Annotated in this window: 16 protein-coding genes; 12 read left to right on the top strand and 4 right to left on the bottom strand. The window is 70.4% G+C overall.

Going from position 1 to position 14263, the window contains the following annotated elements; all coding sequences use genetic code 11:
• Positions 1–3 precede the first annotated feature (3 nt).
• From pgeF to ileS, 7 genes are all read left to right on the top strand, one after another.
• Positions 4–732, top strand: coding sequence for a peptidoglycan editing factor PgeF (gene pgeF / locus ABD989_RS08135; protein ID WP_345313108.1), 729 nt, complete (start codon positions 4–6; stop codon positions 730–732).
• Positions 729–1466: a YggS family pyridoxal phosphate-dependent enzyme gene (locus ABD989_RS08140; protein ID WP_345313109.1), complete on the top strand. Its 738-nt coding sequence runs from the start codon at positions 729–731 to the stop codon at positions 1464–1466. The genes pgeF and ABD989_RS08140 overlap by 4 nt, the downstream gene beginning before the upstream one ends.
• 65 nt (positions 1467–1531) lie before the next feature.
• Entirely contained in the window at positions 1532–2320 is a 789-nt protein-coding gene (locus ABD989_RS08145) for a cell division protein SepF (protein WP_246996549.1), read from the top strand.
• 58 nt (positions 2321–2378) lie between these two features.
• The gene (locus ABD989_RS08150; RefSeq protein WP_246996547.1) at positions 2379–2699 is read left to right on the top strand and encodes a YggT family protein; all 321 of its coding nucleotides are present in this window, start codon (positions 2379–2381) and stop codon (positions 2697–2699) included.
• A gap of 259 nt (positions 2700–2958) precedes the next feature.
• A complete protein-coding gene (gene wag31 / locus ABD989_RS08155; protein ID WP_345313110.1) occupies positions 2959–3753 on the top strand; it encodes a DivIVA-like cell division protein Wag31 in 795 nt (264 codons plus the stop codon).
• Between the two features lie 48 nt (positions 3754–3801).
• Positions 3802–4695, top strand: a complete 894-nt coding sequence (locus ABD989_RS08160) for a hypothetical protein (protein WP_345313111.1) — start codon at positions 3802–3804, stop codon at positions 4693–4695.
• Between the two features lie 279 nt (positions 4696–4974).
• Positions 4975–8172: an isoleucine--tRNA ligase gene (ileS, locus tag ABD989_RS08165; protein WP_345313112.1), complete on the top strand. Its 3198-nt coding sequence runs from the start codon at positions 4975–4977 to the stop codon at positions 8170–8172.
• A 97-nt stretch (positions 8173–8269) separates the two neighbouring features.
• Here ileS and ABD989_RS08170 read toward each other — a convergent pair whose 3' ends face one another.
• Positions 8270–8437, bottom strand: a complete 168-nt coding sequence (locus ABD989_RS08170) for a hypothetical protein (RefSeq protein WP_345313113.1) — start codon at positions 8435–8437, stop codon at positions 8270–8272.
• 26 nt (positions 8438–8463) lie between these two features.
• Here ABD989_RS08170 and ABD989_RS08175 point away from each other — a divergent pair, with 26 nt between their 5' ends.
• On the top strand, positions 8464–8874 hold the full coding sequence (locus ABD989_RS08175; RefSeq protein ID WP_345313114.1) for a hypothetical protein: 411 nt from the start codon (positions 8464–8466) through the stop codon (positions 8872–8874).
• Here the strand turns inward: ABD989_RS08175 and ABD989_RS08180 are convergent.
• Positions 8763–9623 (bottom strand): SGNH/GDSL hydrolase family protein, encoded by an 861-nt coding sequence (locus ABD989_RS08180; protein ID WP_345313115.1) that lies wholly within the window; start codon positions 9621–9623, stop codon positions 8763–8765. The genes ABD989_RS08175 and ABD989_RS08180 overlap by 112 nt on opposite strands.
• Positions 9624–9685: 62 nt before the next feature.
• Between ABD989_RS08180 and ABD989_RS08185 the strand changes: the two genes are divergently transcribed.
• Positions 9686–9886, top strand: coding sequence for a hypothetical protein (locus ABD989_RS08185; RefSeq protein WP_246996534.1), 201 nt, complete (start codon positions 9686–9688; stop codon positions 9884–9886).
• Here ABD989_RS08185 and ABD989_RS08190 read toward each other — a convergent pair.
• Positions 9866–10525, bottom strand: a complete 660-nt coding sequence (locus ABD989_RS08190) for a TetR/AcrR family transcriptional regulator (RefSeq protein WP_345313116.1) — start codon at positions 10523–10525, stop codon at positions 9866–9868. The genes ABD989_RS08185 and ABD989_RS08190 overlap by 21 nt on opposite strands.
• Positions 10526–10625: 100 nt before the next feature.
• On the opposite strand from ABD989_RS08190, the gene ABD989_RS08195 reads away from it, so the two are divergent.
• Complete coding sequence (locus tag ABD989_RS08195) at positions 10626–11096, top strand: nitroreductase/quinone reductase family protein (RefSeq protein WP_345313117.1); 471 nt, start codon at positions 10626–10628, stop codon at positions 11094–11096.
• A gap of 60 nt (positions 11097–11156) precedes the next feature.
• Complete coding sequence (locus tag ABD989_RS08200) at positions 11157–12506, top strand: DNA polymerase IV (protein WP_425556504.1); 1350 nt, start codon at positions 11157–11159, stop codon at positions 12504–12506.
• Positions 12507–12533: 27 nt separating this feature from the next.
• On the opposite strand, the gene ABD989_RS08205 is transcribed toward ABD989_RS08200, so the two are convergent.
• Complete coding sequence (locus ABD989_RS08205; protein WP_345313119.1) at positions 12534–13472, bottom strand: asparaginase; 939 nt, start codon at positions 13470–13472, stop codon at positions 12534–12536.
• A 181-nt stretch (positions 13473–13653) separates the two neighbouring features.
• Between ABD989_RS08205 and ABD989_RS08210 the strand changes: the two genes are divergently transcribed.
• Entirely contained in the window at positions 13654–14238 is a 585-nt protein-coding gene (locus tag ABD989_RS08210) for a WKL family lipoprotein (protein ID WP_345313120.1), read from the top strand.
• Positions 14239–14263: the final 25 nt, after the last annotated feature.

Raw genomic sequence — 14263 nt, forward strand, 5'->3', positions numbered from 1 at the left:
CCGGTGACCGCACCTCGGGTGCGGCGCGTGGTGACCACGCGCGCCGGTGGCGTGTCCCGCGCCCCGTACGATTCGTTCAACCTCGGCGACCACGTGGGCGACGACCCGGCCGCGGTCGCCGCCAACCGCGAGCGGTTGGCCCGGGAGATCGGGTTGGCGCCCGATCACGTGGTGTGGATGGAGCAGATCCACGGCCGCACCGTGACGGTGGTCGACGGTCCGGTGACCGAGCCGGTTCCGGTGACCGACGCACTCGTCACCCGCACACCGGGCCTGGCGTTGGCCGTGCTCACTGCCGACTGCGTCCCGCTGCTGCTCAGCGACGACGAGGCCGGGGTGATCGCGGCGGTGCACGCCGGTCGGGTGGGTGCCCGCATCGGGATCGTGCCGGAGGTGCTCGCCACCATGACCGAACTCGGCGCGCGGCCGGAGCGGATCGGCGTGCTGTTGGGGCCGGCGGCCTCCGGCGCCCGCTACGAGGTGCCCGCGGAGATGGCGCGCGACGTGGACAAGCATCTGCCCGGCAGTGCCTGCCGTACTGCGAAGGGCACCGCGGGTCTGGACCTGCGGGCCGGCATCGACCGGCAGCTGCGGGCCGCCGGAGTCACCTCGATCGCGCTGGACGAGCGCTGCACCATCGGCGATCCGAGTCTGTTCAGTCATCGCCGCGGGGCGCCCACCGGACGCATCGCCTCGGTGATCTGGATGGACCCGACGGGATCCACGCCGTGAGTGTCGACCCACGACGCGCCGAACTGGCGGCCTCGCTGGCCGCGGCGCGCGAGCGGGTGGCGCGCGCCGAGCTCGCGGCCGGCCGCGAGCCGGGCAGCGCCCGCCTGATGGTGGTGACCAAGTTCTTCCCGGCCGCCGATCTCGCCCGCCTGGTGGAGCTGGGCGCCACCGAGTTCGGTGAATCCCGCGAACCGGAGGCGGGCCGCAAGGTGGCGGAGGTCCGCGCCGAGCTGCCGGACGCTGTCTTCGACGTCGACATGATCGGTTCGGTGCAGCGCAAGAAGGCCAAGACCGTGGCGCGCTGGGCGCGACGTGTGCAGTCGGTGGACTCGCCGGAACTGGCGGAGGCACTGGCCGTCGCCGCCGAGCGGTCCCTCGATGCGGGCGAGCGGACGACGCCGTTGGCGGTGCTGCTGCAGGTCAGCCTGGACGGCGATCCCGCCCGCGGGGGAGTGCCGGTGGACGAGTTGGGGCGGTTGGCCGAGCAGGTCGTCGCCCGCGACGGTGCGTTGCGCCTGGACGGTCTGATGGTGATCGCGCCGCTGCACGGCGAGGTGCGCGAGCACCTGGCGCACGCGCAGACGATCGCCGAAGGCTTTCGCCGCGACTACCCGCAGGCGCGCGAACTGTCGTCGGGCATGTCCGGTGACCTGGAGACCGCGATCGAACACGGATCGACGTGTGTGCGTGTCGGAACCGCGATCATGGGCGCTCGCCCGATAATCTCTCCGTAATCAGCATTCACATCAGTCACAGCAGAACCACCCCGATCATTCATTCAGCAGTGGAAGGCAAGTCGATGACGACGATGCAGAAGTTCAAGGCATATTTCGGCATGGTGCCCCCGAGCGAGTACGAAGACGACTACCTCGCCGACCCTGCCGGTGGTCGGATGGACTCGGTGGACGGCCACCGTGGCGCGCCGCGCCGCGAGGACCCCGCGATGAGCTCGCGTGAGCGCCTGTACATGGAGCGCTACCGCGCCGCTGACGAGCGCCCGGAGCCGCATTACAGCGACGACTCCTACCGCAACGACTCGTACCGGGATGACTCCTTCCGGGATGACTCCTTCCGGGACGACGAGCCCTACGCGGTGGAGTACGCCGAGGTCGCTTACGGGCAGCGCGGCGACGATCGCGTCTACGCCGAGCGCGCGGTGCACGTGGAACTCGATCGCGGCCCGGCGCCGGTTCGCGGCCGGCTCGAGCCGCTCGCGCGCAGCGGCGCCGCACCGGTCCGCAGCGTCGGCGCGGTGCGCGGCGCCAATGCCCTCGCGCCCGAAACGCGTGCCGAGGTGGTCGCCGAGAGTGCGAGTCGGATCACCACCCTGCGACCGGCCGACTACTCGGAGGCGCGCACCATCGGTGAGCGTTTCCGCGGTGGCAGCCCGGTGATCATGGACCTGGTGGACATGAACAACGAGGACGCCAAGCGCATGGTCGACTTCGCTGCGGGCCTGGTCTTCGCGCTGCGCGGGTCGTTCGACAAGGTGGCCACCAAGGTCTTCCTGCTGTCGCCCGCGGGTGTCGAGGTGACCCCGGAGGATCGTCGCCGCCTCGCCGAGACCGGTTTCCACAGCCAGAGCTGAGAGGACGCACACCGAAGGCGCCGGAGGAATCCGGCGCCTTTCGTGGCACTGTAGACACGTGGGTATTTTCCTCTGGATCCTCTACCTGATCCTCTTTCTGTACTGGGTGCTGCTGCTGGGTCGGCTGGTGGCCGAGTTCGTCCAGTCGCTGGCCCGCCGCTGGCGGCCCCGCGGCGTCGCCGTGATCGTGATGGAAGTGATCTACACCGTCACCGATCCGCCGCTGAAGGCGATCCGCCGCGTGCTCAAGCCGATCGACCTGGGAGCCGTGCGACTCGATTTGTCATTGTTCCTGGTGTTGATCGTGGTGACGATCGGGATGCGGGTCTCGCAGGGATTCGCGCAGGAACTGGCCCCGGTGGCGCTCGGCGTCATCTGAGATAACCACTGCTCAGGGCGCCGGATCGGCAGTCGTCGCGGCGCGGCAGCGCATTGCGAAGGAACGCGGAGATGCCCGTTTCTGATTGCGAAAGCGCAGCATCTCGAGACGCAAACTTGGTCCAGATGTGACAAGATGGCACGCTAGTTACACAGTGCTACTGGTATTAATAGAACTGCGACCCGACTTGCCGTCGGTGACCGACACCTGAACCAGAGTGCTTCCACGGACACGCTCGAAGACTAAAGGGGATACCGAAATGCGGCTGACACCAGCTGACGTGCACAATGTCGCTTTCAGCAAACCGCCGATCGGTAAGCGCGGTTACAACGAAGACGAGGTGGACCAGTTCCTCGACTTCGTCGAAGCAGAACTTGCTCGGCTGATCGACGAGAACGCGAACCTGACCCAGCGCAACGCCGACCTCGAGGCGGACCTGCAGGCAGCACGGGCCGGCGGAGGCGGCGGCGACCACACCCAGGTCTTCGCGGCGGCCACCGAGGTGGTCGAGGTTCCGGCCCCGGCGCCCGTTGCTCCGCCCGCACCCCCGGTGCCCGCGGCGAGCTTGGACGAGGACGCCAGCATGCGCGCGGCCCGAGTCCTGGCGCTCGCGCAGGACACCGCCGACCGCGTCACCGGCAGCGCCCGCGGCGAAGCCGAGTCGATGGTCGCCGATGCCCGCGCTCGCAGCGAAAGCATGGTCGGCGAGGCGCAGGCTACCGCCGAGGCCACCCTGGCCGACTCGCGTCAGCGCGCCGAGGCCCTGCTGGCCGACGCCCAGACCCGCGCCGAGACCCAGGTCCGCCAGGCGCAGGAGCGCGCCGACTTCCTGCAGCGCGATGCGGAGCAGAAGCACTCGGAGATCATGTCCACCATCAACCAGCAGCGCACGGTACTGGAAGGACGGATCGAGCAGCTCAAGACGTTCGAGCGCGAGTACCGCACCCGCCTCAAGACCTACCTGGAATCGCAGCTCGAAGAGCTGCAGCAGCGCGGCAGCGCCGCACCGGTGGAGCAGGGCTACGGGCCCGAGAACGGCTACCCTCAGGGCTGATTCGGCCATGGGGGAGGTGTGTCATTTCGATGAGATGAGGGGCCGGAGATGCTGACCTTGGCACTGTTGGCGACACTGGTCGGCTTCGGCCTGCTGGTGGTCGCGCTGATCACGGCGAACTTCTGGCTGGCGGTGGCCTGCATCATCGTCTGCGTGGTCGGTCTGATCATTCTGCTCGTCGACATCCTCCGGGCCGGTCGCGGCGGCGGATCCGACGACGAGCCGCTGTTCACCATCCGCGATCGCGAGAGCGAACGTTCGGCGCCGCTGCACGACGCGTCCGACGACGCACCGGCTGCCGCGCAGTCGGCCGCTGTCGTCGCGCCGCCGGTGCCGGCGGAGGCACCGGACGCCCCGGTGGACGACTCGGTGAGCGGACTGGGTTCGCTCGTCGCGGCGGACCCGGTGCCGCATGTCGACGTCGGCGACGCGGGTGCACCCGATTCGGGTGCGCTCGACCTGGCCGAGCCGGATGCCCCGCACGACCTGGACGCCGCGCAGGCCGACGAGCCGGTCACCGGTGACGCCAACGACTACATCAGGTCGGTGACGGGCAGTTTCCCGACCCCGTCCGGTGCCTCCCCGTCGGGTGCGTGGCCGATGTCGGCCGAACCGGTGCCCGCCGAAACGGCGGCCTCCGGTCCCATCCCGACCGTCGACTCCGGTCCGGACACCGGACCCATCCGGTCGCTGTCGCCGTACGTCGGTCGACGTCGCCGCGGACTGGCGCCGGAGGGCGGACCCGCCGACAACGAGCCCGCCGACAACGAGCTCGCTGCGGACGCGAGCGGCCCGGCCGACGAGGTCGCGCCCGAGCAGAGTGCACCCGAGTCGGAGGCGCCCGAGTCGGCGGCGCCCGCCGCGCAGCCGGAGCGGACCTTCGTGGTGCACGACAACACCGGGCCGTTGCCCAAAATCACGTTCGTCGGCGACGACGAGTAGACTGAACGTTCCACAGCGTTGATCCGGCCATCACCGGGGAGCTCCCGGAAGAACCGGCGTCGACCCCGCTCGCGGTGACGGCGCCCCAGTAGAACCGGGCGGGCGCGGCCCGACAGCGCCGCACGAGTGCCCTGCACCTGCAGGGGAACTCGCTGAGCGGCACCGCGATGCGCGGTGCAAGCGGGGTGGTACCGCGCGGCTCGTCGAACCCGACGATCGCGTCCCCGTGCACGGGCAGTCCGACGGCGACGTCGTTCTGCAGGCACGAGGAGACGCCGCATGACCGACACGCCACTCGACGACGCCCCCGAGGGCGGCCGCGTGTATCCGATCGTCGACCTCACCGGAGGCAAGGGCCCCGGTGCACCGTCGTTCCCGGCGGTGGAAGAACGCGTTCTGGACTACTGGGACCGCGACGAGACGTTCGCCGCGTCGATCGCCAACCGCGCCGACGCGCCCGAGTTCGTCTTCTACGACGGCCCGCCCTTCGCCAACGGCCTGCCGCACTACGGCCACCTCCTGACCGGCTACGTGAAAGACATCGTGCCGCGCTACCAGACCATGCGCGGCAAGAAGGTGGAGCGCCGCTTCGGCTGGGACACCCACGGACTGCCCGCCGAGCTCGAAGCCGAGCGCCAGCTGGGGATCACCGACAAGTCGGAGATCGAAGTGATGGGCGTGGACAAGTTCAACGAGTACTGCCGCGATTCGGTGCTGCGGTACACCGGCGAATGGCGCACCTACGTGACCCGCCAGGCGCGCTGGGTGGACTTCGACAACGACTACAAGACCCTGGACCTGGACTTCATGGAGTCGGTCATGTGGGCCTTCCAGCGCCTCAACGACAAGGGCCTGATCTACCAGGGCTACCGCGTGCTGCCGTACTCCTGGTATGAGCAGACGCCGCTGAGCAACCAGGAGGCCAAGCTCGACGACGCCTACCGGATGCGCCAGGACCCGGCCCTCACGGTCACCATGCCGCTGCAGGTGCCGGCCGACGCGCCGCTGGCCGCGCTGAACGGCGTGAACGCCCTCATCTGGACGACGACGCCGTGGACCCTGCCGTCGAACCTCGCGATCGCGGTGCACCCGGACACCGAGTACGCGCACGTGAAGACCGCCGACGGCGACGAGTACCTGCTCGCCGCGGCGCTGGTCGGCGCCTATGCGCGCGAACTCGGGGAGACCGAGACCGTCGCGACCTACCGCGGCAGCGAACTGGCCGGGCTGGACTACGCCCCGCCGTTCGACTACTTCGTCGGACACCCGAACGCGCACCGCATCCTCACCGCCGACTACGTGACCACCGAGAGCGGCACCGGTGTGGTCCACCTGGCCCCCGCCTTCGGTGAGGAGGATATGGACGTCGCCTCGGCGCACGGTATCGAGGTGGTGCAGCCGCTGGATCCGGGCGGCCGGTTCACCGACCTGGTGCCCGACTACGCCGGCCAGATGGTCTTCGACGCCAACCCGAACATCATCAAGGACCTCAAGGCGGCCGGCCGCGTGCTGCGGCACGAGACCATCGAGCACTCCTACCCGCACTCGTGGCGGTCCGGTCAGCCGCTGATCTACATGGCGGTGCCGTCGTGGTTCGTGAATGTGCAGAAGATCAAGAACCGCATGCTGGAGCTCAACCAGGAGATCACCTGGTCGCCGTCGCACATCCGCGACGGCCAGTTCGGCAAGTGGCTGGCCGGTGCCAAGGACTGGAACATCAGCCGCAACCGCTACTGGGGCGCACCGATCCCGGTGTGGGTGTCCGACGATCCGAACTACCCGCGGACCGACGTCTACGGGAGCCTCGACGAGCTCGAGCGCGACTTCGGGGTGCGGCCCACCGATCTGCACCGCCCGGGGATCGACGAGCTGACCCGCCCCAACCCGGACGATCCGACCGGGCAGTCGACCATGCGGCGCGTGCCCGAGGTGCTCGACTGCTGGTTCGAGTCGGGTTCCATGCCGTTCGCGCAGGTGCACTACCCGTTCGAGAACGTCGACTGGTTCGACGGCGGAAACGGCGAGATCGCCCACAATCCGGGCGACTTCATCGTCGAATACAACGGTCAGACCCGCGGCTGGTTCTACAACCTGCACGTGCTGGCCACCGCGCTGTTCGATCGGCCGGCGTTCAAAACCGTTGCGGCGCACGGCATCGTGCTCGGTGACGACGGCGCCAAGATGAGCAAGTCCAAGCGCAACTACCCGGACGTCAACGAGGTCTTCGACCGGGACGGCTCCGACGCGATGCGCTGGTTCCTGATGGCCAGCCCCATCCTGCGCGGCGGCAACCTGGTGGTCACCGAGCGCGGCATCCGGGAAGGCGTACGGCAGGCGCTGCTGCCGATGTGGAACGCGTACAGCTTCCTGCAGCTGTACGCGGAGCGTCCGGCCGTGTGGCGCACCGACTCGGAGAACGTCCTCGACCGGTACATCCTGGCCAAGCTCGCGGTGACCCGCGACGAGATCACCGAGGCCCTCGACGTCTACGACATCGCCGGCGCGTGCGACTCGTTCCGCGGTTTCTGCGACTCGCTCACCAACTGGTACGTGCGTCGCTCGCGGGCGCGCTTCTGGGCCGGTCAGGACGCGGAACCGGACGCCTTCGACACCCTGTACACGGTGCTCGAGGTGGCCGGTCGCCTGGCGGCGCCGCTGCTGCCGCTGGCCACCGAGGCCATGTGGCGCGGGCTGACCGGGGAGCGGTCGGTGCACCTGACCGACTGGCCGACCGCCGACGAGCTGCCCGCCGATCCGGAGCTCGTGGCCGCCATGGACACCGTGCAGTCGGTGTGCTCGGTGGCCTCCAGCGTGCGCAAGGCCAACAACCTGCGCGTGCGGCTGCCGCTGCCCAAGCTGACCATCGCCGCGCCGAGCGCGGTGGATCTGACGCCGTACGCCGGGCTGATCGCCGACGAGATGAACGTGAAGGACGTCGCCCTGAGCACCGACGTCGACGCCCACGGCCGCATCGAGGTGGCGGTGAACGCCCGCGCCGCCGGCCCGCGCATCGGCAAGGACGTGCAGCGCGTGATCAAGGCCGTGAAGTCCGGGAACTGGGAGCTGCGCACCGACGCGGAGACCGGCGAGGACGTGGTGGTGGCCGACGGCATCGAGCTGCGCGGCGAGGAGTTCACCCGCAAGCTCGTCGCGGTGGCGCCGGAGTCGACCGGTGAACTGCCCGGCGGCGGCGGACTGGTGGTGCTCGACACCGCGGTGACGCCGGAACTCGAGGCCGAGGGCTGGGCCAAGGACCGGATCCGCGAACTGCAGGATGCGCGCCGCAACCTCGGCCTGGACATCTCCGACCGCATCAGCGTGCGCTTCGTGGTGCCCGCCGAGGCGGCCGCCACGGCGCAGACGCACGCGGACCTGATCGCCGGCGAGGTCCTGGCGACGTCGTTCGTGGTCGACTCGGGTGCCCCCGGCGCCATCGAACTGCACGACGGCGTGACCGTCGACATCGAGAAGGCATGACGGCGCGCCGAGCGGGCTGGCGGTGGGCGCTGCTCGCCCTGGCCTCGCTCGGCGTACTGATCAGCGTCTACGTCGCGGCGGTGCGCACCTACACCGGTCAGCGGGTGGAGAACGCCGCGCTGCGCGGTGCGCTGCAGGTCAATTCCGAGGAGGTGACCGCCGCCGACGACGTGCTCGCCACCTTCACGGTGACCTCGTTGGCGATCGCGGTGGCGGTGCTGGCGGTGATCGGCTGGGTGCGCGGCGGCCTGCGCCTGGCCTTCACGGTCGTGGCGCTGGCGCACCCCGGCCATGATCCTCGTGCTCGCCTGGACGGTGGGCGTGGGCGCCTACACGGTGGTGGCGCGCTGGCACCGGCTGTCGGACACGTTGGGGGCCGACGCGATCGCCGTGCTGATGGCATCGCTCGGCGCCCTGGTGCTGCTGCGCAGCGGGCTGGTGCGGCCGGTTCCGGCCGACGCGCACGCTCCCGTGCGCACCGTCATCGTGGTGCTCGCGACCCTCTACGCGGTGGGGATGGGCGTTGCCGGGGTGTTCCTCGGCGTCGTCGGGGCCGGGCAGGATCCGGGGTCGACGGCGGACTACAACCTCTACCTGGCCGCGCAGTCGTTGGCGTCGGTCGGTTCGGTGCTGGCCGTGCTGGCGTTCTGGGCGAGCTGGCACCGGCTCGAAACGGCTTCCACCGCAACGGGTTCGGGGTAGCGCGGGGTCAGGTCGTCGCCGGACGAGACGCCGCGGAGGCGGCGACCGATCCACGGCGCGAGGAATCGTCGGGCCCAGTCCAGGTCGGCGCTGCGCGCCTGCGCGGTGGTGAGCTCCGGGGTCGGCGGCAATGCCGTCGGCGTCAGATCGTGGTCGACGCCCAGCGCGTCGAGCACGGCGATCGCCATGCGCTGGTGGCCGGCCGCGGACATGTGCATGCGGTCGAAGTCCCACAGACGTCGGTCGTCGAAGTCCCGGATCCGCCAGTAGTCCACGAGGACGGCGCCGCGCGTGTCGGCGATCTGCCGCATCCCCTCGGCGAGAATGGCGAACCGGCCGCGCAGTGCACCGAAAACCGGGGCGCCGCCGGGGTCGTGCGGGGTGAAGATGGCGACCGTCGCGCCGGTCGCGACCAGCTGGGCGATCGCGTCGTCGTAGTAGGCGAGCAGCTCGTCCAGGTCGACGCTCGGGCGCAGGATGTCGTTGCCGCCCGCGTGCACGGTCACCAGATCCGGCGTCATCGCCAGGGCCGGGGCCAACTGCTCGTCGATCACGGCCTTCAGCTTGCGGCCGCGGATCGCCAGGTTGGCGTACTCCAGGCCGGGCTCGCCGGCCGCGCGGGATGCGGCGTCGAGGGCTGCGGCGACACGGTCGGCCCAGCCGCGCACCGCGCCGGGAAGTTCGGGAGCATGGTCGCCGACGCCCTCGGTGAACGAGTCGCCCAGCGCCACATATCGGGAGAAAGTCACCGATCCAGGCTACGCGCGGACTCGGCCGGACCGGGCTTCGCGCAGGTCGTAGGGTGGGAGGCATGACCGACGACCTGGACCGATTGCAGCGCTGGATCGATTCCGGCGGGTTGTTTCAGGTGATCGGCCGCCGCGGCGCGCAGTTCACGGTGGCGCTGTGCACGTGCGACGGCGGCGCGCAGATGGATCGGGTGATCACCGATGATCCGCGGCTGCCGCAGTGGCGCGCGGACCACGTCGACTCAGAACTGGAAACGCGCTAGCGTCGCGCGGAGCTGGGCGTCGAAGACGCGGTCGGGATCGGCGAAGGTGCCGCGGCCGTAACCCTCGAAGATCTCCTGGCTCACCGTGCCGAGCAGCCAGGTCCACAGGTCGAGGGCGGCCAGCACTCCGGCCGCATCCAGGTGCGGAGCGAACTCGGCGGCGATCGCCTGCAGCTCCGCGGCCAGCGTCGGGTCGAGGTCGGCCGCACCGTCGGAGGTCGGCGGCAGCAGGCTCAGCAGGAGGGCGATCACGCGGGTGCCGGGAGCGGTGGTCTCCGCCGCCGGCGCCTGGTAGCCGGGCACCGGGCTGCCGTAGAGCAGGGCGAACTCGGCCGGGTGGCCCACCGCCCACTCCCGGAACGCGGCCAGGGTGGTCGCCAGCCGCTGCGGGGGAGCCGCGGCCGCAGAGGCTGCTGCCACGTGATCGGCGAGGTCGTCGTAGGACGCCACCACCAGTCGGGTCAGCAGTTCGTCCCGGCTGGCTACGTACCGGTACACCGCCGACGAGGCCATCCCGAGGTCGCGGGCGATCGCGCGCACCGACAGTGCTGCCGCGCCGACCTGCGCCAACTGGATGCGGCCGAGGTCGAGGATCTGCTGATCGACCGCGCGTCGGCGCGTCTCCCGGATTCCCGTCACGGATGCATTCTGTCAGACGAAGTGTGAGCAGTGCTCTTGAATTACCGGGCGCGGTGCGGCATTCTGCAAAGAGAGAGCACCGCTCACAAAGGAGATCGAGATGACCACCACCGCTGCCACTGCGAACCGACCCACCCGGATGGATCGAGGCGTCAACGCCGCGGTGCGCTGGCTGGCCGACCGCGGCATCGGCCTGGCCGGGGCGCAGACCCTCACCGTGCGCGGTCGTCGCACCGGTGTGCCCCATCGCGTGCCGGTCAATCCGCTGGCCCTCGACGGCCGGACCTATCTGGTCGCACCCCGCGGAGTCACCGACTGGGTGCGCAACGTCCGCGTCGATCCGCGGGCCCAGGTGCGTCGCGGTCGGCGCGTCCGCGAGGTGCGCCTCGTCGAACTGGCCGACGACCCGCGCAAGGTGCAGGTGCTCGCGGCGTACCTGGCGAAGTGGGGCTGGGAAGTGGGCCGCCTGCTGCCCGGCGCGCTGACCGTCGACGCCGACGCCGAGACGCTGCGCAGGCATTCGGCGCTGCTGCCGGTCTTCGAGATCCAGGCCGTCACCGGCGCCGATTAGCATGGGGCCGTGACCACCGGGGGCGAGGAGACGAGTGCGCGCTGGGTGCTGCACATCGACATGGACGCCTTCTTCGCCTCGGTGGAGGAACTGACCCGGCCCACGCTGCGGGGACGTCCGGTGCTGGTCGGCGGCGCCGGCGGACGCGGGGTGGTGGCCGGGGCGTCGTACGCGGCACGTGCCTACGGGGCGTCGTCGGCCATGCCCATGCACCAGGCCCGGCGGCTGGTGGGTTCGTCGGCGGTGATCGTGCCGCCCCGCGGGTCGGTCTACCGCGTGGTCAGCGGGCGGGTCTTCGACATCATCCGCCGGTTCGCCCCGGTGATCGAGACGCTGTCGTTCGACGAGGCCTTCGCCGAGCCCGCCGAACTGGCCGGCGCCACCGCCGACGAGGCGCACGAGTTCGCGGTGCGCCTGCGCACGGCTATTCGCGACGAGGTGGGTTTGCCGGCGTCCGTCGGTTTCGGCTCCGGCAAACAGATCGCCAAGATCGCCTCCGGGCAGGCCAAGCCGGACGGCATCGCGGTCATCGCGCCGAGTGGCGAACTGCAGTTCCTACAGGCGCTGCCGGTCCGCAAACTGTGGGGCATCGGCCCCGTCTCCGGCGACCGCCTGGCCCGGATCGGGGTGGAGACCATCGGTGATCTCGCCGCCCTGTCGGGCACCGAGGTGACGTCGGTCCTCGGCGGCACCGTCGGTCCGGCACTGCACCGGCTGGCGCAGGGCATCGACAACCGCCCGGTGGCCGAACGCGCCGTCGCCAAACAGATCAGCGCCGAATCGACCTTCGCCACCGACATCATCGATCTGGCCGGGCTGCGCGCGGCGGTCAGCGGTGCGGCCGCGGACGCGCACCGTCGACTGCTGCAGGACGGGCGGCGTGCCCGCACCGTGGTGGTGAAGCTGCGGCGCGCGGACATGTCGATCCTCACGCGCTCGCACACCATGCCCGCGGCCAGCGTGGATCTGGACGTGCTGACCGCCGCGGCGCAGCGGGTGGTGCTCGATCCGCAGGAGATCGGGCCGATCCGACTGGTCGGGGTGGGCTACGCGGGGCTGACCGAAGCCGAGCAGTACTCGCTGTTCCCCGATCTCGACGAATACGGCCCGGAGGGCAGCGGCGAACCGGGGCAGCAAGCAGCACAAGGGGTTGCAGTACCCGCGGAGGCCGCCGGCGAACGCGACGACGCCGAACCGGCCCATGCCGAGGCGGCGCAGTGGCCCACCGGCGCCGACGTGGCGCACCCCGACTTCGGCCACGGCTGGGTGCAGGGCGGCGGCCACGGCTTCGTCACCGTGCGGTTCGAGACGCGCGCGAGCGGACCGGGCCGCGCCCGCACCTTCCGGCTGCCCGAACCGAAGCTGGTCCGGGCCGATCCGCTGGACAGTCTGGCCTGGGACGAGGAATAGGCCCGGGCGGTAGCGACGTTCCGGCGATCAGGCCGGGCCGGAGGCGGCGAAGAAGTCGGCGATCTCCGTGCGGGAAGCACCCGTGGTCAGCAGGGCGATCAACGCCATGCGCACCTGCGGGGCGCGCAACCACGGCGAGATGATGGCCCCGGCGCGTGCCAGGTCCACGCCGCCGCCACCGCCGCCGTAGGTGGCTTCCACTTCGCCGTAGGGCACGCGCGTGGACACCACCACCGGCACATTGCGGCGGGTGGCCAGCGCCACCTCCGCGGTGATGTCTGGGTGGGTGTTCCCCGAACCGGTCGCCGAGAGCACGATGCCGGCGGCCCGCTGCGCGACGGCCGCGGCGAGGAGGCCGGGGGACACGCCGGGATACAGCGCCAGCAGATCCACCCGCGCGGGCACGCCGGCGGGAATCGTGTCGGCCACCAGCGGGCGTGGCAGATCGTCGTGCACGGTGTCGAAGGCCTCGAGTCCGGTGGTGGAGAGCTTGAAGACCCCGCGCGCCGGCAACACGCGACCGCCGAGCGCCACCTGAACGCCGTTCCCGCGGCTATTCGGGTCGGCGGCCAGTGCGACCGCCGCGGCGATGTTCGCCGGACCGTCCGACCGCGGATGGTCCGCCGGGTACTGGGCGCCGGTGAAGACCACCGGGCGGGGATCGGCGGCGAAGCAGTCGACCAGGAAGGCGGTCTCCTCGAGCGTGTCGGTGCCGTGGGTCACGACGACGCCGTCGACGTCGTCCTCGGCGAGCGCATCGGCGATGGCGACGGCCACCGCGATCTGGTCGCGCACCAGCATGGCCGACGAATCGAGCGTCATCAGGTCGACCGGTCGGACGACGATCTCGCCGAGCTCGGCGGGGATCAGGTCTGCGCCGGTCAGCACGGGTACGGCGCCGTCGTCGGTGGTACGGGAGGCGGCGGTGCCGCCGGTGGTGATCATCACAACTTGGCGTGGCGTCATGGCCTGATTCTCGCACTTCCGGCACGGACATGCGCGCTGGTCACCGCACCGGCGTGTGGCTGGAGTGACCAGACGTGCCCAGCAGAACCTGTGAAGCGGACACAGGTTTGTTTGGCATAGTGGTTTCAGCTCGGAACCCATCCGAACCGCCGAGCAGATTCCTACCTGGAGGTTTGATTCGGTGAAGTACCGCAAGTTCTTGGTCGTCGGCGCCGTCGCCGGCATGCTGAGCGTTACCGCTGCCTGCGGCAGTGACGACAGCAGCCTGCCGCCCGTGCCGACCGCGCAGTCGACGACCAGCTCCGCCGCCGCCGGCGGCGAAGATTCCGATCTGGTGGCCCAGCTGTCGAACCCGAAGAAGCGACCCACCGTCGACGCGCTGAACGAGATGCTGGAGATGGCACTCGATCCGGATGTGCCCGCCGAGGACAAGGTGGACCTCGTCGAGGGCGCCGAGGCCGACCCGAAGCTGTTCGATCAGCTCGTGAAGGTGGCCAAGGAGAATCCCGACGTCACCTACGAGATCAAGAACCCGGTCATCGGTAACGGCCCCAAGCGCGCCAGCGTCAAGGTCGAGGTGACGCTTCCGGACAACCCGCCGACCATGATCGACGCCGCGATCGTCTACGACAACGGCCGCTGGAAGCTCTCCAAGAGCACGGTCTGCCCGCTGCTGGAAGCCGGTGACGTGAAGAGCCCGCTGTGCACCGATTCCGGCGCGTCCAAGTCCAAGAGCGCCAAGAGCACGAGCAAGTCCGCCAACTGAGGTCCGACTCGCACGGCCTGTAGAA

Origin of the sequence: Gordonia alkaliphila (genome assembly GCF_039542465.1) — a bacterium.
GTDB lineage: Bacteria > Actinomycetota > Actinomycetes > Mycobacteriales > Mycobacteriaceae > Gordonia > Gordonia alkaliphila.

Excerpts from the sequence above, each read along its gene's own strand:
- ABD989_RS08145 (WP_246996549.1), top strand. The coding sequence starts at position 1,532 with ATGACGACGATGCAGAAGTTCAAGGCATATTTCGGCATGGTGCCCCCG.
- wag31 (WP_345313110.1), top strand. The coding sequence starts at position 2,959 with ATGCGGCTGACACCAGCTGACGTGCACAATGTCGCTTTCAGCAAACCG.
- ABD989_RS08160 (WP_345313111.1), top strand. The coding sequence starts at position 3,802 with ATGCTGACCTTGGCACTGTTGGCGACACTGGTCGGCTTCGGCCTGCTG.
- ileS (WP_345313112.1), top strand. The coding sequence starts at position 4,975 with ATGACCGACACGCCACTCGACGACGCCCCCGAGGGCGGCCGCGTGTAT.
- ABD989_RS08175 (WP_345313114.1), top strand. The coding sequence starts at position 8,464 with ATGATCCTCGTGCTCGCCTGGACGGTGGGCGTGGGCGCCTACACGGTG.
- ABD989_RS08185 (WP_246996534.1), top strand. The coding sequence starts at position 9,686 with ATGACCGACGACCTGGACCGATTGCAGCGCTGGATCGATTCCGGCGGG.
- ABD989_RS08195 (WP_345313117.1), top strand. The coding sequence starts at position 10,626 with ATGACCACCACCGCTGCCACTGCGAACCGACCCACCCGGATGGATCGA.
- ABD989_RS08200 (WP_425556504.1), top strand. The coding sequence starts at position 11,157 with ATGGACGCCTTCTTCGCCTCGGTGGAGGAACTGACCCGGCCCACGCTG.
- ABD989_RS08205 (WP_345313119.1), bottom strand. The coding sequence starts at position 13,472 with ATGACGCCACGCCAAGTTGTGATGATCACCACCGGCGGCACCGCCGCC.